Origin of the sequence: Streptomyces sp. NPDC056160 (assembly GCF_042268205.1) — a bacterium.
Classification (GTDB): Bacteria; Actinomycetota; Actinomycetes; order Streptomycetales; family Streptomycetaceae; genus Streptomyces.
The window spans coordinates 1-18,283 of record NZ_JBHJUW010000095.1 but is presented as its reverse complement, the minus strand read 5'-3'; the positions used below and the strand labels follow the sequence as shown (position 1 = coordinate 18,283).

Below are 18,283 nucleotides of genomic sequence, written 5' to 3'. Positions count from 1 at the left end.
GGCCACCGCCCGCGCCGCGGCTCACCACGACGCCCCCCGTCCACCGGCAGGCCCCGCTGTCAGTGGCGGCTGCGACCCTGTCCCGTATGGACGAGCAGGACTTCATGCGGGGCCGGGTCTACGGCGCCGATCACGAGGACGCCGCGCCCCGGCCCGGGCGCCGTTACGCACAACTGGTGGCCGGGCCGCTCGACGGGCTGCTGCTGGACGTCACCGACCTGCCCGCGCGCACCCGCGCGGACGGCGTCGTCCTGCCCACGGAGATAGGCAGGTACGGTCCGGGCGGCCGTACCGTGTACGCGCCCCGCCCCGCCGACCCCGACCGCTTCGACTGGCGCGGTGACCTGCCCTGAACCGGTGCGGGCGGTCCGCCACCGCACCCGATCCTTTCGGGCACGGAATGTCGGGTCGGGCACCCCGCCCGCCGCCTAGCGTGATGAGCACAGCACAGGAAGGGGACCGGGAGTGCTGGAGCGGCTCAACCAGGCCATGGAACACATCGAGGACCACGTGTCGGAGTCCGTCGACGTGGCCGCCCTGGCGCGGATCGCGGCCACGTCGGAGTACCACCTGCGCCGGATGTTCTCCTCGCTCGCGGGCATGCCGCTGTCGGAGTACGTACGGCGCAGACGGCTCACCGTCGCGGCCCCGAGATCCTGCGCACCCGCGTGCAGGAGGGCGGGACGGACGCCGACGCCGAACTGTGGCTGCCGGTGGAGCGGGAACAGGGCTGAGGCGGGCCGCCGTCCCGGTCACGGCAGAGGCGTGCCCCGGGCGGCCACCCACAGCTCGTACCACTCCTCGTGGGAGAGGCGCGTCTCGCCGCTCACCGCGTCGGCGCAGGCGCGGATGCGCTCGGGGCGGGTGGTGCCGACGACCGGTGCGATGCCCGCGGGGTGGCGTTGCAGCCACCACAGCAGGACGGTCTGCGGTGTCGTCCCCTTGCGGCGGGCCAGATCGGCGACGAGCCGGCCGGCCGGGGTGTCGTCGCCTTCGGTGAACCGGCCCCGGGCCAGCGCGCCCCAGGCCTGGAGCCGGACGCCGGCCGAGACGCAGTGCTCGACCGTGCCCGGCGGACAGCCGGTCCCAGCCGCGGCCGGGGTGTTGAACAGCACCCCGGCCTCCACCCAGTCCCGGTGGGCGAGGCTCATCTCCACCTGGTCGACGACGAGCGGGACGTCCACTCGCGCCTGGAGGAAGGCGACCTGCGGCCCGCTCATGTTGGACACGCCGAACTGCCGCACCAGCCCCTGGGAACGGAGCACGGAGAACGCCCCGGCGATCTCGTCGGGGTCCGCGAGCGGGTCGGGCCGGTGCAGCAGCAGCACGTCCACGAAGTCCGTACGCAGCCGCGTCAGGCTCTCCTCCACCCGGCGCACGATGCTCGCGGCGCGCAGGTCGTAGTGGCCCACCCGCTCGCCCTCGGGCAGCCGGATCCCGCACTTCGTCTGCACGACCACGCGCTCCCGCAGCCCCGGCGAGTGGGCGAGCACCTCGCCGAAGACCGCCTCCGACTTGCCGAACCGGTAGATGTCGGCGTGGTCGAACGCCGTGATGCCGGCGGCCAGGGCCGCCTCGACGGCCGCCTCGGCCCGTCCCACGTCCTCGGCGGTGTACGGCAGGGTGTCCCAGCCGCCGCCCAGGCCCATGCAGCCGTAGAGCAGCCGGTGCGCGCGGATGTCGGGGGGTGCCGTCATGGCGGTCTCCGTCGGTGAGAGGGGGAGAGGGGAGAGGGGAGAAAGAGACAGGGAGGGAGGGAGGGGAGGGCGAGGCGGTCGCGCGGAAGGTCAGGCGCGCAGGGTGTCGGCCAGCATCTCGGCGGCGGCGAGCACCGGCAGTTGCGTGTTGGCGGCGGGCACCGTCGGCAGGACGGAGGCGTCGGCGATCCGCAGGTCCGCCACGCCGCGCACCCGGCCCGCACCGTCGACCACGGCGAGCGGGTCGTCCTGCGGGCCCATGGCGCAGGTACCCACGGGATGCCAGTAGGTGCCCACCCGGTCGCGCAGCGCCGCGTCGGACAGTTCGCGCACCGGCACGCCGCCGTCCGCGGGCGGCCCGGCCAGGGACCCCAGCGCGGTGGCCAGTTCCGCCGCCTTCGCCAGCCCCGAGCGGAGCACGGCGACGTCGTGGCCGTCCGGGTCCGTCAGGAACGCCGGGTCGATCCCTGGCGGTTCGCAGGGGTCGGCCGAACGCAGCCACACCCGGCCGCGCGAGAGCGGCTTCATGAGGAAGGCGGACACTCCGGCCTCGTACTGCCCGGGCGGCAGCTTGCCGAACAGGGGCGGGCCCGCCGTGGGCAGCAGGTGCAGGTCCCACGAACCGGCCGGGCAGCGCTCGCTCGCCGCCCTGACCAGCATCCGGCTCACATACAGCTCGCCGGCCGCCTCCTTGGCCGCCAGCGCCGCTTTCAGGGCGGCCGTGGGGGACAGCGGCAGGAACACCCCGGGCTGGTCGGAAAGGTTCGCGCCGACCCCGGGCAGGTCCACCTCGCAGCGGATGCCGTTCTCGGCCAGGTGCGCGGCCGGGCCGATGCCGCTGCGCAGCAGCACGCCCGGCGAGCCGAAGGTCCCGGCGGCCAGCACGTACGTGCCCGCCGTCAGCGTCAGCGCCGTGAGTCCGCCGCCCCCGCGCCCGTCCACGCCCCCCCGCGCGCACCTCCACGCCGTGCACGCGTCCGCCGCGCACGGTCAGCCGGTCCACCAGGGCGCCGCTGAGCACCGTCAGGTTGGGCCGGTCCCGCGTCTCGGGGTCCAGGTAGGCGAAGGCCGCGTTGCGGCGCAGGCCGTCCACGGCGTTCAGCAGCGGCTCGCCCCGACCGGGGCCGCCGTCGGCAGAGCCCATGTCCACTTCCGGGTACCCGAGTTCACGGGCCGCCGCGAGCGCGCCCGCGCTCCACGCGGACAGCTCGTCGCCGGGCGCCGTGCGCAGCCCCATCCGCTCCACCGCCCTGCGCCGGTACGGTTCCATCGCCGGGGCCGACCAGCGCTCGCCGCCCGCGCGCACCCACTCCGCGTGGTCGGCGGGCGAACCCCACGTGTTCCAGCAGCCGTTGATGCACGACGAGCCGCCCAGGACCCGGGCGCGGATGCGGTAGAACGAGGTGTGCCGCTCCCACACGTCGTCGCGGGGCAGGGCGCGCGCGTTGCGCACCTTCTCCGGCCAGTCCCGCTGTCGCGGCCCGTAGTCCGGGCCCGCCTCGACGAGACAGACCGAGCGGCCGGGGTCCTCGCTGAGCCGGGCCGCCAGCACGCAGCCCGCCACACCGCCGCCGAGGATGACGACGTCGTAGCCGGAGGGGATCGATGAGCTTGCCATGGGTGCTCCCACGAGGGGTCGTCGCCGGGTGAACGGCGGAGTGAGCGGCGGGGTGGGCGGCGGGGTAGGCGGACGGCTGCGCCGGTCGGAAGGCGGACCGGTGCGTTGCCACTGGGGCGCGACGGCCGGGAGGTGACGGACGAGGGGCGCTGCGACGGCCGGGCGGTGACGGACGAGGGGCGCTGCGACGGCCGGGCGGTGACGGACGAGGGGCGCTGCGACGGCCGGGCGGTGACGGACGAGGGGCGCTGCGGCGGCCGGGCGGTGGCGGACGACGGGTGCTGTGACCGCACGTTGGCGGACGGCGGCGCTGTGACCGCACGTTGGCGGACGGCAGGTGCTACCACCGCACGGTGCCCGCGTCCGTGCCCGCACCGCTGCCGGTGAACGCGGGCGCCAGCAGCCGCGCCCCCTCCGCCACGCCCCGCACGGTGATCCTCTCCGTGGCCGGGAGCGTGGACAGCACCTCGCTGGTGAGGCAGACGTTCGCCGGGCGGGAGGCGTAGCGCGTACGGGCCCGGGGCACCGGGACGACCAGGCCGGCCGGTGCGCCCAGCGCGCCGGCGATCACCGTGGCCCACTCGGCACGGGTGACCCGGTCGGGGCCGCCCAGGTGCAGGACCGGGGGCAGCGGGTCCGGGGTGTGCAGCAGGGCCGCCGTCACCTCGGCCACGTCGGGCAGGACCACCGGGGTCGTCCAGTGGTCGTCGGGCGCCTCGACGCGCTCGCCGCGCAGCAGCCGGTGGGCGCAGACGGCGAAGAAGTTCAGCCACTTGCCCGCGTCGGCGCCCTCGTGGCCGTAGACGAGGCTGACGCGCAGCGCGACGGCGCCGGGCGCCCCGGCCAGCAGCGCCTGTTCGGCCGCGAGCTTGGCCCGGCCGTAGGCGTTGGCCGGGCGGACGGGGGCGCTCTCGGCGTTGTGCGCCGAGGCGCCGTCGAAGACGTTGTCGGAGGAGATCAGCACGATCCGCGCGTCCCGGGCCAGGGCGGCGAAGTTCTCCGCCACCGCGACGTGCGCCGCCCGCGCCTGTGAGGGGTGCTCCTCGCACCAGGTGGCGTCGGAGGGGCCGTGCACCAGCACCACTCGGTCGGGGCGGAGGCGGGCCAGGAGCCGGGCGCAGGCCCGCGCGTCGGTGGCGTCCAGCGCCTCCCAGCGCGCCCCCGTACGACCGAGGTGCCGGGGCGGGGCGGTGGCGCGAGGCGAGCGTCACCGCCCCGCCGCCGGGGACGAGACGGCGGGCGAGCGCGGCACCGATCAGCCCGCTGCCCACCACGAGCGTGCGCGGGGCGCTCACGGCGCCCCCTGCGAGGAGGGGACGGGCGTACGGCCCGCCAGCAGCCGGCCCGCGCCGATCAGCCCGTGGTCGTCGTCGGCCACCCCCAGCGACACCATCGCGTCGACCTGCCCGGCGTCCAGGCCGAAGCAGCCGAGCCGGGTCAACTCGCCCACGAGCAGCCGCCGGTAGGGCTCGCCGACGGCCAGGGCGAAGCCGCCCATCAGGATGAACCGGCACACCCCGATCGACGTGAACACCGCCGAGATCGCCTGGGCGAGGTGGGTGAGGGTGCCGCGCAGCACCTGCGTGGCGAAGGCGTCGCCCTCGCGGACCGCACGGGCCGTGGCCCGGTTGTCGATGTCCACGGCCCGGCCGTCGCACAGCGCGGCGAGCCGGGAGCGGCCGAAGCCGGCCGGATCGGCGGCGGCGGCCCGGCGGGTGGCGGCCAGCACGCCCCGCCCCGAGGCGATCGCGCCGAGGTGGCCGCGCCCGCCGCAGTCGCAGGGCGGCGCGTCCGGGGAGACGTCGCACACCCAGTGGCCCAGCTCCCCGCCGTGGCCGTCGGCGTCGACGAGGACGTCACCGCCGCGGAACACCTTGTTGCCGATGCCCGAACTGACCGTCAGCAGGCAGAAGTCGCCCGGTTCGGTGGCGGCGTAGCGCCAGGCCGCCGCCGTCAGGTCGTTCACGACGACCGCGGGGGCGCCGGTCCGCTCGGTGAGCAGGTCACCCAGGGGCAGCGGATCGCCGCGTCTGCCCCACACCGTGGGGGCGGCCAGGACGAGGCCGCCCGCCGTGATGGGGCCGGCGAAGGCCACCCCGAGGGCGCGGGGTGCGTGTCCGCCGGTGTGTGCGCCGACCTCTCGTACGATCTGGTCCACCACCCGCCGCTGGAGCACCGGCACAGGGGCGCCGGGGTCGCGGTGCATGCCTTCGACCGGCATCCGGCGCACCCGGGACAGTACGCCCGTCGCCGGGTCGTAGGCGCCGATCCGCAGCGTCGTGCCGCCGACGTCGAGCACGGTGAACGGGCCGCTCTCACTCGTCATCTCCACCGTCCGCCCCTCCCTCCGGCCCCTGGGGCAGGACGACCTCGAAGACCAGCAGCCGCAGGTCCTGACGGTCGGAGTCGTTGCGCAGGCCGTGCTCCCCGTGCGGGTCGTTGACGACGACGTCGCCGGGGCCCACGCGGAACTCCGTGCCGTCGCGGAACATCAGCCCGCCGCCCTCGAGCACGACGTACGTCTCCCGGTCGGCGCCGTGCCGGTGCCGGCCGATCGACGTGCCCGGCGGCAGCACCGCGAGGTCGATGAACTCGGCGCCCGGCGAGCCGGGGCGGCGCGCGAAGACGCGGTGCGCGAGGATCGTGCCGACGCCGTCGTGGTCACGCTCCTTGCCGGTCAGCAGCTCCCGCAGATTGACCACGGCCTCAGGCACCGTGCCGCTCCTCTCCGCGGGCGTGAGCCGCGTCGTCCGCAGTGTCGGCGTACGTCGGCCTGTCCGAGTCCTGCGGCCCGCCCGTGCCGTCCCATCCGCCCGCGCCCCCGGGCCCGTCCGCGCCGTCCATGCCGTCCATGCCGTCCAGGCCGCCCGCGTCCTCCGCGAGCGCGCCGAGCGCGGCCACCAGCACGTCCCCCGGCACGTCCTCCAGCTCCTCCACGAAGGCGGCCTTGCCGATCCCGGTCGGCACCACCAGGTGCAGCTTGCGGCCCCGGCGCTGCCAGGAGGCCCGCAGCGCCTGTGTCATCAGCTCGGGTGTGCACGTGTCCTTGTCGAACACCGGCAGCCCGATCCGCCGCAGCAGCCGGACGATCCGGTCGCAGGTCTCCTCGTCCGCGAGGCCCAGCAGCTTCGCCACGTGCGCGGAGAGCGCCATGTCGACGGCGACGGCCTCACCGTGCCTGAGCCGGTGCTCGCCCGCGGTCTCCACGACGGGGCTGAAGGTGTGGCCGAAGTCGACGAGCCGGGCGAGGTCGTGCTCGCGCAGGTTCGGGCACAGCTCCTCCATCATCAGCCGCATCGACGTGCGCAGGACGTACTCCTCCAGCTCGCCGTGCGGACGGTCCGCGCCGTCCTGCCCGGCGGACCGGCGGAACACGTCCGGGTGCCGTTCCAGCGCCCGGAACAGATCCTCGTCGAGGATCACGGCCATCTTCACGATCTCCGCCAGACCGCAGCGGATCTCCCTCGGCGGCAGCGTCGCGAGGAAGGCGGGATCGTTCAGCGAGGCGTGCGCGGGGTGGTAGGCGCCGAACATGTTCTTCGTGTGCAGGGCGTTGACACCCGTCTTGACGCCGACACCCACGTCGACCTGGCCGACGAGGGTGGTGTTGACCTTGATGTAGCGGATCCCCCGCGCGTAGATGGACGCGGCGAAACCCACGACGTCCGCGACGATGCCGCCGCCGACCGCGAGCATCACACCGTCGAGGCCGTCCGCCTTGGCGACGGCGCACACGTGCTCCACGGAGGCGAGCGTCTTGCGGTGCTCGCCGGTGGGTATGACGTGCAGGCTCCACTGCCCCGGCCGCACATGGCGGTCCAGGTAGGCGCGTATCCGGGCGCCGTAGAGCCGGTCGACGGCCGGGCTGACGTAGGCCACCACACGGCGGCCGTCCAGGGCCGCGGCGAGCAGGGTGTTGTCCGCGTCGAGCACTCCGGCGGCGAGGTCGACCCGGTAGCGGGTGCCGTCCGGTGCCCTCAGGTCGAAGCCGCCGGCGTCCTCGCGGACCCCCGCGAGCGGCTGGCCGACCCGCTCAAGAACCTGGCCTGACATCTGTCTCCTCAGTCTTCCTCGGTCTTTTCACACGTTTCAGGGTTGTCGCATGTTTCACGGGCCTCGGAGGCTTCACACGTCTCCCCGTCACCCCGCCGCAGGCCCGCGAACACCCGGGCCAGAGCCGGTACGAGAGGCAGGCCGGGAAGCTCCTCCAGGGGGACGGGGCGGCCCCGGCCGTCGCTGACGGGTAGCCGCCAGTTGGGGTGCACCGACGACGTGCCGGGGATGTTCTGCGGTCTCAGGTCGCCGGTGGCGTCCGGCAGCCACACGCCGAGCAGACGCGCCGGGGTGCGGCGCAGGAAGCGGTGGAGCGCGACGACGTCGCCCTCCGGGTCGGGCAGCAGCCCCACCCGCTCCAGCTCCGCCAGCCAGCCGTCGCGCTCGGTGGCCGCCTCGGCCTTCTCCTCCGCCTCCGGGCGGGTCAGCAGGCCGAGCCGTGACCGTAGTTCGACGTGCTCGCCGCTGAGCCAGGCGGCCGTCGTGGGCAGGTCGTGCGTGGTGAGCGTGGCCAGACAGTCCGCGCGCCACCGCTCGGGCGGCAGCGGCCCGTGCCGTCCCTCGGAACCCCCGAGGTACTCGAACCGCTGCACGGACGTGCCGAGGATGCCGCGCGCGTGCAGGAACTCCCGTACGCCCGCCTCCACGGTGCCCAGGTCCTCGCCGATCACCGACGCCCCGGCCCGGTGCGCCTCCAGCATGACCGTGCCGAGCATCGCGTCCGCGTCGTAGCGGACGTACGTGCCCTCCGACGGCGGGCGGCCCTCCGGCACCCACCACAGCCGGAACAGGCCCATCACGTGGTCGATGCGCAGGGCGCCCGCGTGCCGCAGGCCCGCGCGCAGCAAACGGGCCGCGGGCAGGCAGCCGGTGGCCGCGAGCGAGTCGGGGCGCCATGGCGGCTGCCCCCAGTCCTGGCCGTGCGGGTTGAAGTCGTCCGGCGGCGCGCCGATACTCATCCCGGCGGCCAGGCAGTCCGCCAGCGCCCAGGTGTCGGCACCCTCGGGCGCCACCCCGACCGCCAGGTCGTGGATCAGGCCGATGCCCATGCCCGCGCCGGTCGCCGCCGCCTGCGCGGCGCCGAGTTGTTCGTCCGTGATCCAGGCCAGCCAGCGGTGGAAGCCGACCTCGCCGGCCAGTTCCTCGCGGGCGCGGGCCACGGCCGGCGAGCGCGGGTCGCGCAGCTCGGCCGGCCAGGACCGCCAGGCGCCGCCGTGCATCCCGGCCAGCGCGCACCAGGTGGCGAAGTCCGTCAGATCGCGGCCCTCGCGCGCGGTGAACGCGGCGAACTCGGCGGCCCGTCCGGGAGCCAGGGGCACCTCGTGCACCGCGCGCAGCGCCTCGTGCTTGAGCGCGCGTACGGCCTCCCGGTCGATGAGCGCGGTACCGCGCAGGACGGCCTCGTTCAGGGTGCGGGCCCGTCCGGCGCAGCGGTCGGCGCGGCGGCGGGCCTCGCCGGTGAGGTAGGCGTACTCCGGTACCGCCTCGACCCGCACGTGCATCGGGTCGGGGAAGCGGCGGGTGCCGGGCCGGTACGGCGACGGGTCGGGCAGCGGTCCGGGCTCGGCGGCGTGCAGCGGGCCGAGCTGGACGAAGTCCGCGCCCAGGGTCCGCCCCGACCAGGACGCCAGTTCCGCCAGGTCGCCGAGGTCGCCCATGCCCCATGAGCGGCGCGAGAGCACCGAGTACAACTGGACGAGGAACCCCCAGTTGCGGCCCTCGGGCACGGGCAGCCGCTCCGGGACGACCAGCAGCGGCGCCGACTCGGCGCGTCCGGCCGCGGTGACGCGCAGGGTGTGCCGGCCGACGGGCAGCGGGCCGGACAGGGCGGCCGTTGCGCCGCCGCCCTCCAGCTCCACCTCGGCCACCGCGCCGTCGGGCAGGGCGGGCCGTGGCGCGCCGGCGCCGCGCAGGACGACGCAGGCGGGCAGCAGCCGGGCCGCGACGCGCGCCCGGTGGGCGGCCAGCGCGGTCCGGGCCGCCGTGTCAGTCGTGGCGTCCACCCCGCACGCGCCGAGCACGGCCACCAGCGTGTCCGGGGACACGGCGACCCGGTGGCCCCGGTCGGTGGTGTAGGCGGTGGAGATGCCGTGGGTGCGCGCGAGTTCGCGCAGGGCGTCGCTCATGCCTCACGCTCCGCCGCCGGCCGGTACCGCTCGCCGGCCGCGTGGGCCGCGCCTGCGACGCCGGTCACGGTGGCCGCGCCGGTCGCGCTCGCGGGGCCGGCGACGCGGGTGAGGTCTGTCATGCCGGCCCCGCTCGCCGCGGTGGTCAGGTCTGCCACGCTCGCCGGGCGGGTCACGTCTGTCACGGCGGCCGGGGTGGTCGCGCGGTCCGGGGTGGCCGTGTCTGTCGTGCCGGTCGCGCTCGCCGGGACGGTCACGTCTGTCACGCCGGCCGGGGTGGCCGGGGTGGCCGCGTCTGTCACGCTCGCCGGGACGGTCGTGCCTGTCACGGCGGCCGGGACGGTCGTGCCTGCCGCGCTCGGCGGGCTCTTCCGGTCTGCCACGCCCGCCACGCCCGGCACGCCGAAGAGGCGTTCCAGGACCACGGCGACGCCGTCCTCGTCGTTGCCCGGCGCGATCTCGTCGGCCATCGCCCGCAGCGCCGGATGGGCGTTGCCCACGGCCACCCCGTGCCCGGCCCAGGCCAGCAGCGGGATGTCGTTGGGCATGTCGCCGAAGGCGATCGTATCGGCCGCCTCGAACCCCAGCAGCTCAGCCGCCCGCGCCACCCCGGCCCCCTTGGTGGTGCCCGGCGGCAGCACCTCCACCATGCCACGCACCGAGTGCACCACCGTGACCTCGTCCCCGCACAACCGCCGTGCCTCGGACTCCAGTTCGTCCTCCGGTACGTCCGGGTGGTGCAGGACCAGCTTGTCGATCGGGCCGCTCCACAGCAGCTCACGGTCGGCGGTCACGTCCCAGCCGTGCCGGACCCGCTCGCCGAACCGCGGGGTCACCTTGAACCGGCTCTCCGGAGGTGCCGTCACCACCCCCAGCTCCAGCGGTCCGAGCACGACCTCCACCCGCTCGACCACGCTGCGCGCCAGGTCAAGGTCGAGCGAGGCCGAGGTCAGCAGCCGGTCGGCGCCGGCGTCGTAGAGCTGCGCGCCCTGTCCGCACACGGCGAGTCCACGGTAGCCGAGCGCGGCCAGGTACTGCTTGCAGGCCGTGGCGGGCCTGCCGGTGACCACCAGGTGCCGCGCCTCCGCCTCCCGCACGCGCGCCAGGGCGCGCAACGTGCGCCCGGACACGGTGAGGTCGTCGCGCAGCAGCGTGCCGTCGAGATCGGTGGCCACCAGCCGGAACGGCGGCCGCGACCGCCGCGCAGGGCGCCCGGCGCGGGCGGTTGCCTGGACGGTGTCCTCCGGGCCGAAGGCGGGTGAGGGATCCTCGACGATGCCGCCCCGGCGTCCGGCCTGAACGGTGCCCTCCGGACGTCCTGCCTGGGCGATGTCCTCCGGGCGGAGGGCGGACACGGGCCCCTTGGCGGTGTCCTCTGGGATGCCGGCGGCCGCGGGCCCCTCGACGGTGCCCCCCGGGCGTCCGGCCTGGGTGGTCGCCTCCACGGTGTCTCCCGGGCCTGCGCCCAGGTCCCGCACCTCGACCGTGTCCCAGGTGACCCGGCCGGAGGCGAGGGTGAGCATGACGAGCAGGTGCCTGCCGACGGGCGGTCCGTCCAGGGTGCCCCGGAAGACACCCTCCCCGGCCGGGGTCAGCGGGGCCAGGACGACGCCGCTGCCCGTGGGCACGGCCTCGTCGGAGGCGGCCGCCTCGGCGCGGGACTCCAGCTCCGAGACGCGGGCCGCGCCGGTGACCGCCACGTCCACGTGGCGCGCCCCCGGGTGGGTGTACGCGACGTGCCAGCGGCCCGCCGCGTCCTGCCGCGTCCGGCACCGTCCCCGCAGCCGCGCCGACCAGTCCGCACGGCCCGCTGCCGACGCGACCCGCGCACACCGGGCGAAGTCCGCCCGCGCGTACGCGGCTTCGAACAACCGCTCGTACGCCGCCTCGTCGAGCGGTGCACACCGCCCGTACGCGTCCACGTCACCCAGCGCCGCCGCCGACCCGGCCACCAGCGCCCGGTGCTCGGTCCAGGCGGCCGGGGGCAGCGCGTCGAACCAGCCGTACCGTACGGCGTCCTCGACCGGGTAGGGCCTGCTCAGGCCGCGCAGCAGGTCCGCGAAGGCCGCCAGCCGCAGGTCGGCGCTGTGCCGCCAGGTGAAGGACCGGGCGGTGGCGCGGGCCCGCTCCGACAGCCGGGCGTAGGCGTCGGGGTCCGTGCGCCACAGCGCGGCGGCCTCGCGTATGCGCGCGGTGAGCGCGCCGGCCAGCGCGGGGTCGTCGTCCCGGAAGGAGCCCGGCAGCGCGAACCCCGTCGACGCGGGGTCCCCGGGCGGCAGGGCGTGCCCGAAGTGGGCGGTGACGGTCTGCGCGGTCGCCAGGGGCACCGCGCCGCACGCCATCGCCTCGGCCTGGGCGATGAGGAACCCGTCGAGTTCGTACTTCGAGGGGAACACGCAGAAGTCCGCGCACGCGGCCTGCTCGAACAGGGTGTCCTCGCCGGCCAGCCGCCACTCCAGGTGGACCCGGCCCGGATACCGGTCGGCGACACTCTGGAAGTGGGAGTTGGCCGGTGCCGGTGCCGTCGCCCCGCCCCCGCCGGTGGCGAACCGCAGGACGAAGCTGACCTCGGGGTCGGCCGCGAGCACGTCCTCGACCGCGCGCATCAGCTCCAACTGGCCCTTGTGGTGCACCGCGTAACGGGCGGCGTGGTAGAAGACCGGGCGGGCCGGGTCGAGTCCGAGCGAGCGCAGCACCGAAGCCCGGTCGACGGCCCGCGGATCGCGAGCCAGCCAGCTGTCGGCCGTCCCGCAGCCGCCCATCAGCAGCTTGTCCGCCCGCTCGCGCAGCATCCGCGCGAGCGGCAGCGTCGCGAAGAAGCTCTCGAAAGGGGTGTCGCGGAAGGTGGCGCAGTGGTCGCGCTGACCCGGCGAGACGAAGTCGACGAGATCGGCGTGGGCCACGATCAGCGGCAGGAAGGAGACGTGGTCGGGGCCGTACTCGACGTGCATGCGGGTCCCGGCCAGGGCCCGCGCCATGGTCGCGGTCGGACCGTCCTCGGCGGGCGGCCGCCCGTCCAGCGCGTCCAGGTCCGCGTCCGCGCCGAACAGGGCGAGCAGCCGCTCCACCTGCGGCCGGTACACCTTCTGCGTGACCGGCGCGTTCGCCGCGACCGTGCTCACGGTCCGCAGGTCCGGGTCACCGGCGAACACCGGCGGCAGCAGGTAGTGGTAGTACGGCTCGAAACCGTGCACCACCGCCGGGCCGCCGCCGAGGTGGCGCCGGACGAAGTGGGCCCCGGCCACCTGGAAGACCAGCGGCTTGAAGTGGGCCAGGTCCCGGCCCTCGGTGCCCGGCGGCGGGTACAGCCGGTCGGGCAGCAGGTCCAGGAAGTCGTCGGACAGGAAATAGACGTCCACCCCCTCCAGCCGCAGCCGGTGGGCGCGTGTGGTCAGCTCCAGGGTGATCTCGGACGGGTGGTCCGGCCACACCTTGGGGTCCAGGACGAGCGGCACCCGGTGCTCGTGGACGTAGCCGGTCTCCTCGATCGCGTGGTCGCGGCGCAGCGCGCCGAGCAGCCCGTGGGCGGGCGTGACGACGGAGACCCGGTGGCCGCGCGCGGCGTACTCGCGCGAGAGGTTCCACACCAGCGGCGAAAGCCCGCCGCGCATGAGGCGGTTGTCGAACCCGCCGCACTCGAAGGAGAAGTGGATGATGTGCATCGCGTCGGCGCGCGCTCCCGGCCCGTGCGTCGCGTGGCCGGGTGTTGGTGCCCCGTGGGCCGCGTGGCCGGGTGTTGGTGCCCCGTGCGTCCCGTGCGTCCCGTGGGCCGCGTGGCCGGGTGTCGGTGCTCCGTGAGCCGCGCCGTCGTCTGTCTGTGTCCCGTGCATACGTGCCCGCCTCACCGGAGTGCCGCGGCCGCGCGCGCGCCCGCCGCGCGCAGCCCGGGAAGGTCGATGAACTCGGTGTGGGTGCCCACGCTGCCGCACACGAACGCCCCGGCCACCGAACCCGCCAGCACGCACTCCTCCCACTCGCGCCCCTCGAAGAGGCTGTGCAGGAACGCGGTGACGAACGCGTCACCGGCACCGTTGGTGTCCACGACCGGCCGCTCCGGACGCACGGCGGAAAAGTGCCGCACCCGGTCCTCGCCGCGCACCAGCAGATGGCATCCGTCGGCGCCGTCCGTGGCGACCACGAACCGCGCCCGGCCCTCCTCCACGACCGAGCGCAGCACCGCCTCCAGCCGGTCGTGGATCGCCGCCGCGCTCAGGAAGACGTAGTCGGAGGCGAGGGCGTACGCGCGGTGGTGCGGATTGCGCCCGTCCCAGTCGTGCAGGTCCGTCGAACTGGTCACGCCCAGGCGGTGGATGTCCTCGTACATGTCCTGGTTGTGGCCGGTGATCGACAGGTGGACGTGGGCCGAGCGCTCCAGGAAGGGCAGGTAGAAGTCGCGCGGCAGCCTCAGGTCGGCGGGGTGCCGGCCGTCGTAGAAGGAGAACCGCCGCCCCTGCGGGTCGACGAGGTTGGCCGCGCGCGGGGTGCCGTGCGGGGAGACGACGTGAGCGAAGTCCAGGCCGTGGCGCGCGTAGTGGTCGAGCACCATGCGGCCCTGCGGGTCGTCCCCGAGGAAGTCGATGAACTTCGTCCGCAGGCCCAAGGTGTGCCAGCCCAGCGCAACGCCGTTGCCGGTGTGCCCCACGTAGTCCACCAGCGGTTCCACGAACACCGAGTCGCCCGGCGGCACCCGAAGTTCGTCGACGCGCACGATGGTGTCCACGCCCACACCACCGACCACCAGCACGTCGTAGTCGCTCGAAACCGTATGCCGCTCACCCGCGGCCCGCTCGGAGACGGTCATGCCCTCACTCCTTCGGTGACTTGCTGGACGTGTCCGTCCTCTAGGACGACCGCCCCGTCGATGTCCGCGCCCGGCGCCACCACGGCACCGGGCAGCACCACGCTGCGCCGCACCCGCGCCCCGGCGCCGATCCGCACGCCCGGGAACAGCACGCTGTCCTCCACCAGACCGGCGTTGACCAGGTCGGCCGGGATCAGCGAGGCGCGCACGCCCGGGGCGGCGGCCACCCACTGGCGCGCGGTGCCCGGCCGCAGGGTGAGCGGCATGTCGGCTACCGGGAGCGGCGCGCGCGGGCCGGCGGCCAGCGCCAGGTGCGCGCGGTGGTAGCGCTCCACGGTGCCGATGTCCTCCCAGTGGCCGCGCACCTCGTGCCCGCGGATGTGCTCCCCTGCCGCGAGCATCGCGGGGATCACGTCACGGCTGATGTCGTGCTGCCAGCCGCTCCCGTCCAGCGCGGTCAGGTATCGGCGCAGCACGGCCGCGTCGAACACGCAGAACGCCGCGAAGACCAGGTCGGAGGTGGGGTTCTCCGGCTTCTCCACGAACTCGGTGAGCCGGCCGCTGCCGTCGAAACCGACCATGCCGAACAGGTGCACCCAGCGCGGGTCGATGCGCTGGTAGGCGACGGTCAGCGCGGCGCCAGAAGCGCGGTGCGCGGCGACCAGCGGCCCGTAGTCGTAGCGGTAGACGTGGTCGGCGTGCAGCACCAGGACGTCTTCGGTGCCCTCGGTGAAGACGTACTCCGCCTTGCGGATCAGGGCGTCGGCGGTGCCCCGCTCCAGCGGCCAGGTACGCGAGGGCAGTTCACGGGGGAGACCCGCGGGGACGGCCCGGTAGGCGCTGTCGTACGGCCCGAAGTGCACCCGGAAGCCCGGCCGGGCGTTCCACACCCGGTGCAGGTCGTCCATCAGCAGCCGCTCCTCGTACTGCGACAGCAGCAGCACCTCCGGCAGGCCCGAGGCGCGGGCGTTGGCCAGGCTGAAGTCGATGAGCCGGCAGGCGCCGCCGAAGGGGACCAGCGGCTTGAGCCGTCCGGTGCCCAGCGGTCCCATGCGCCGGCCCTCGCCGCCGGCCAGCAGCACCGCGCGCACGCCCCGCAGACCGCTTCCGCGCGGATCATCGCTCCGTGGCTCAGTCATGTCGCACCTCGTCCCAGGTGACGCGGCCGGAGGAGAGGGTGAGCAGGAGCTGGGCGCCCTCTGGCGGTGCCTCGCCCGCGAAGACACCCGGCTCCGTGCGTTCCAGGGTGGTCACCTCGGGCAGGGCTCTGGCCGAGCCCGGCCGCGCGCTGACGACTTCCACCCGTTCGGCGTGCGGCAGCCGGTACTCCAGACGGGTGCCGCTCACCCGGTGGCGCTCGCGCAGCGCGGTCACCTCCGCGGGCGGTACGGCGCCGGGCACGCGGGCGAGGACCCGTTCGCAGGCGGGGAAGTCGGCCCGCAGCCAGGCGGCGCGGAAGATCCGGCGGGCGGCGTCCGCGTCGAGCGGGGCGTGGCGCTCGTAGGCGTCGAGGTCACCGTGGTCCACGGCGGCGTCGGCGGCGGCCCGGGGGTCGTACGGCAGGTCGTCGGTGGATGCGTCACCGGTGGGTGTGTCACCGGTGGGTGCGTCACCGGTGTGTACGTCGTCGGGCAGCAGGTCGAACCAGCCGTGCCGCAGGGCCAGTTCGGGGGCCAGGACCGGTGGGCGGCCCTCCCACAAGCCGGTGAACGCCTCCAGGTGCAGGTCGGCGCAGTGGTCCCAGGTGAAGACCCGGGCCACAGCCGCGGCCCGACGCGACAACTCCTCGTAGCGGTCTGGCTGTTGGGACCACAGCGCCGCCGCCTGCCGGATGCGGTCCGCGAGCGCCGCGACCAGCAGGTCGTCGTCCTCCGCGAAGGACCGGTTCACCGCGAAGCCGGTGGCGGTGCCGGGGCCGTCCGCGTGCCGGAAGTGCTCCATGCCGCGCTGGTCGGTGGCGATGGGCACCGCCCCCGCGACCATGGCCTCGCCCTGCGCGATGAGGAAGGTGTCCATCTCGAACTTGGACGGGAAGAGCGCGAAGTCCGAGGCGGCGGCGTACGCGAACACCCGCTCCTCCGGCACCCGCTCCCACTCCAGGTGCAGCCGGCCCGCGTGGCGGGCGGCCACCTCGTGGAAGTACGGGTCGTCGATGCCGGCGCCGGAGATGCAGCGGACGACGAAGTTGGCCGCCAGACCCTCGCCCAGCACCCGGTCCACGGCCCGCACCAGCTCCACCTGGCCCTTGTGGTGGACGGCGTAGCGGGCGTTGTGGAAGAACGTGGGCAGTTCCGGGTCGAGGCCCAGGCCGCCGAGCACCTCGGCCCGGTCGACGTCCGCCGGGTCCCACGACAGCCACTGGTCGGAGATGGCGCAGCCGCCGACGAACATCTTGTGCGCGTTGCGCCGCACCACGTCGGCGATGGGCAGCCGCCGGAACAGCCGCTCGAACGGGGTGTCCCGGAAGGAGGCGTAGAAGTCGAGCTGGCCGGGGGAGAGGAAGTCGATCAGGTCGGCGTGCTCGGCGGTCAGCTCGTAGAGCGCCACGTGGTCCTGCGGGTAGGTGTAGTGCAGATGCGTGAGCTGCTGGTACTGGACGACGGCCGCGGGCACGTCGGGCTCGGGGTCCGGTCCCGGCAGCTTCACGTCCACACCGAGCAGGTCGAACAGGCGCTGCACCTCGGGCGCGTACACCTTCTTCGCGATCGGCATGTTGCTCTGCACGTTGCTGACGACCAGCTTGGTCGGGTCCGCGCGCAGGGCGGCCGGCAGCAGGTGGTGGTAGTACGGCTCGTGCGCGTGCACGATCGCGCGTTCCTCGCCGAACCAGGTGCGCAGGAACCGCACGCAGTCGACCTGGAACACCAGCGGCTTGAAGAAGACCAGGTCCCGTCCCTTGGCGGAGTAGGGCGGGTAGAAGGTGTCCGGCAGCCGGTCCAGGTACTCGTTGGACAGGAAGTACAGGTCCACGCCGTCCAGCCGGATGCGGTGCGCGGTGGTGCGCAGCGCAAGCCGCACCTCGGACGGGAAGTCCTGCCACACCCTGGCGTCGAGCGCCACCGGCAGGGTGTACGAGTCGGCGTAGGGCAGGTCCTCCACGTCGTAGGCGGCGGCGCAGGTCGTCGAGGCGGCCGTGCGCGGGCGTGACGATGGAGACCCGGTGGCCGCGTGCGGCGATGGTCCTGGACAGGTTCCACAGGTAGACGGAGGTGCCGCCTTGCAGGAAGGTGTGGTCGAAGCCGCAGCACTCGAAGTACGTCTCGATGACGTGCATCCGGGGCGCGGGGGAGGTGCGGGGCGGCCGGGGCGCGTTCACGTCGGTCATGTCCTCGCGGGGGTCGTCGGGGCGGGGTGCGCGGGGGAGGTGTCCCCCGCCTGCGCGAGCGCGTGGCGCAGGTCGATCGCGGCGTGGTAAGGGCGGGCGTGGTCGTGGTTGTAGCCCAGCTCGTGCAGCAGGCGCCGCAGGTACAGCAGGCGGCGCAGCGGGCCGTCGGGGGCGGGGCCCAGCAGCAGGCGCAGCACGTGTGCGCGCCAGGTGTCGGCGGTGCGGAAGACGGTGTCGACCACCGCCTGCCGTGCGGGTCCCAGGTCGCGGGGGCGGTCCCCGCCGGTGTGCGCGGAGGTCTCCAGAGAGGCGTACATGGTCAGCGTCGCGTCGATGCCGAGGCGCCGGGCGCTCTCGAAGGCGGCCTCGTCGGCCGCGAAGTACTCCAGGGCGCGCTGGACGGCGACGAGGTCCTGGAGGGGCGACTGGGCGGCGTAGGCGGGGTCGTCCGGCGACACGGCGGGCGTGGACAGGTCGATGACGCTCATCCGCCAGGGGGCGCCGTCCGTGTCCTGCTCGCCGCACAGCAGGTGGGACAGGTGCAGGTCGCCGTGGCAGGGACCGGCGCCCGGGGCCGTGTCCCGCCCGGCGCACGCCTCCCGCAGCGCGGCCGCTTCGCCCTCCAGGGCGGCGAAGGCGGCGCGGCGCGCGGCGGGCGGCAGC

12 protein-coding genes and 3 pseudogenes are annotated in these 18,283 nt (G+C 75.0%); 2 read left to right on the top strand and 13 right to left on the bottom strand.

What is annotated here, in order from left to right; translation table 11 throughout:
- The first annotated feature begins 86 nt into the window (after positions 1 to 86).
- Both ACFC02_RS28890 and ACFC02_RS28885 read left to right on the top strand, forming a co-directional pair.
- A complete protein-coding gene (locus tag ACFC02_RS28890; RefSeq protein WP_376363337.1) occupies positions 87 to 353 on the top strand; it encodes a hypothetical protein in 267 nt (88 codons plus the stop codon).
- Between the two features lie 112 nt (positions 354 to 465).
- Positions 466 to 645: pseudogene (locus tag ACFC02_RS28885) on the top strand (AraC family transcriptional regulator); the annotation flags it as partial.
- Positions 646 to 752: 107 nt separating this feature from the next.
- Here ACFC02_RS28885 and ACFC02_RS28880 read toward each other — a convergent pair.
- The 13 genes and pseudogenes from ACFC02_RS28880 to ACFC02_RS28820 form a co-directional block, all read right to left on the bottom strand.
- On the bottom strand, positions 753 to 1,697 hold the full coding sequence (locus ACFC02_RS28880) for an aldo/keto reductase family oxidoreductase (RefSeq protein WP_376363334.1): 945 nt from the start codon (positions 1,695 to 1,697) through the stop codon (positions 753 to 755).
- Between the two features lie 90 nt (positions 1,698 to 1,787).
- A complete protein-coding gene (locus ACFC02_RS28875) occupies positions 1,788 to 2,639 on the bottom strand; it encodes a GMC oxidoreductase (RefSeq protein WP_376363332.1) in 852 nt (283 codons plus the stop codon).
- Between the two features lie 61 nt (positions 2,640 to 2,700).
- Positions 2,701 to 3,315: pseudogene (locus ACFC02_RS28870) on the bottom strand (GMC family oxidoreductase N-terminal domain-containing protein); the annotation flags it as partial.
- Positions 3,316 to 3,655: 340 nt separating this feature from the next.
- Positions 3,656 to 4,477, bottom strand: a pseudogene (locus ACFC02_RS28865) (SDR family oxidoreductase); the annotation flags it as partial.
- Between the two features lie 129 nt (positions 4,478 to 4,606).
- Positions 4,607 to 5,641, bottom strand: coding sequence for an ROK family protein (locus ACFC02_RS28860; RefSeq protein WP_376363374.1), 1,035 nt, complete (start codon positions 5,639 to 5,641; stop codon positions 4,607 to 4,609).
- Positions 5,631 to 6,029, bottom strand: coding sequence for a cupin domain-containing protein (locus ACFC02_RS28855; RefSeq protein WP_376363329.1), 399 nt, complete (start codon positions 6,027 to 6,029; stop codon positions 5,631 to 5,633). Before ACFC02_RS28855 ends, ACFC02_RS28860 begins: the two co-directional genes overlap by 11 nt.
- Positions 6,022 to 7,368 carry a sedoheptulose 7-phosphate cyclase gene (locus ACFC02_RS28850; protein WP_376363326.1) on the bottom strand — a complete coding sequence of 449 codons (1,347 nt, stop codon included), beginning with the start codon at positions 7,366 to 7,368 and terminating at the stop codon, positions 6,022 to 6,024. Before ACFC02_RS28850 ends, ACFC02_RS28855 begins: the two co-directional genes overlap by 8 nt.
- Before the next feature lie 8 nt (positions 7,369 to 7,376).
- Positions 7,377 to 9,494 (bottom strand): 4-alpha-glucanotransferase, encoded by a 2,118-nt coding sequence (gene malQ, locus ACFC02_RS28845; protein WP_376363324.1) that lies wholly within the window; start codon positions 9,492 to 9,494, stop codon positions 7,377 to 7,379.
- Positions 9,491 to 13,156: a Cof-type HAD-IIB family hydrolase gene (locus ACFC02_RS28840; protein WP_376363321.1), complete on the bottom strand. Its 3,666-nt coding sequence runs from the start codon at positions 13,154 to 13,156 to the stop codon at positions 9,491 to 9,493. Before ACFC02_RS28840 ends, malQ begins: the two co-directional genes overlap by 4 nt.
- A 179-nt stretch (positions 13,157 to 13,335) precedes the next feature.
- A complete protein-coding gene (locus ACFC02_RS28835; protein ID WP_376363318.1) occupies positions 13,336 to 14,295 on the bottom strand; it encodes a carbohydrate kinase family protein in 960 nt (319 codons plus the stop codon).
- Complete coding sequence (locus tag ACFC02_RS28830; RefSeq protein WP_376363316.1) at positions 14,292 to 15,434, bottom strand: sugar phosphate nucleotidyltransferase; 1,143 nt, start codon at positions 15,432 to 15,434, stop codon at positions 14,292 to 14,294. The genes ACFC02_RS28835 and ACFC02_RS28830 overlap by 4 nt, the downstream gene beginning before the upstream one ends.
- On the bottom strand, positions 15,427 to 17,394 hold the full coding sequence (locus ACFC02_RS28825; RefSeq protein WP_376363313.1) for a glycosyltransferase: 1,968 nt from the start codon (positions 17,392 to 17,394) through the stop codon (positions 15,427 to 15,429). The genes ACFC02_RS28830 and ACFC02_RS28825 overlap by 8 nt, the downstream gene beginning before the upstream one ends.
- A 222-nt stretch (positions 17,395 to 17,616) precedes the next feature.
- Positions 17,617 to 18,283, bottom strand: a 667-nt coding sequence (locus ACFC02_RS28820) for a hypothetical protein (RefSeq protein ID WP_376363310.1), incomplete at its 5' end; no start/stop codon positions are given.

Bases quoted from the DNA above. Each gene is read 5' to 3' on its own strand.
- ACFC02_RS28850 (WP_376363326.1), bottom strand. From the start codon at position 7,368: ATGTCAGGCCAGGTTCTTGAGCGGGTCGGCCAGCCGCTCGCGGGGGTC.
- ACFC02_RS28835 (WP_376363318.1), bottom strand. From the start codon at position 14,295: ATGACCGTCTCCGAGCGGGCCGCGGGTGAGCGGCATACGGTTTCGAGC.
- ACFC02_RS28830 (WP_376363316.1), bottom strand. From the start codon at position 15,434: ATGACTGAGCCACGGAGCGATGATCCGCGCGGAAGCGGTCTGCGGGGC.
- ACFC02_RS28880 (WP_376363334.1), bottom strand. From the start codon at position 1,697: ATGACGGCACCCCCCGACATCCGCGCGCACCGGCTGCTCTACGGCTGC.
- ACFC02_RS28890 (WP_376363337.1), top strand. From the start codon at position 87: ATGGACGAGCAGGACTTCATGCGGGGCCGGGTCTACGGCGCCGATCAC.
- ACFC02_RS28860 (WP_376363374.1), bottom strand. From the start codon at position 5,641: ATGACGAGTGAGAGCGGCCCGTTCACCGTGCTCGACGTCGGCGGCACG.
- ACFC02_RS28840 (WP_376363321.1), bottom strand. From the start codon at position 13,156: ATGCACATCATCCACTTCTCCTTCGAGTGCGGCGGGTTCGACAACCGC.
- malQ (WP_376363324.1), bottom strand. From the start codon at position 9,494: ATGAGCGACGCCCTGCGCGAACTCGCGCGCACCCACGGCATCTCCACC.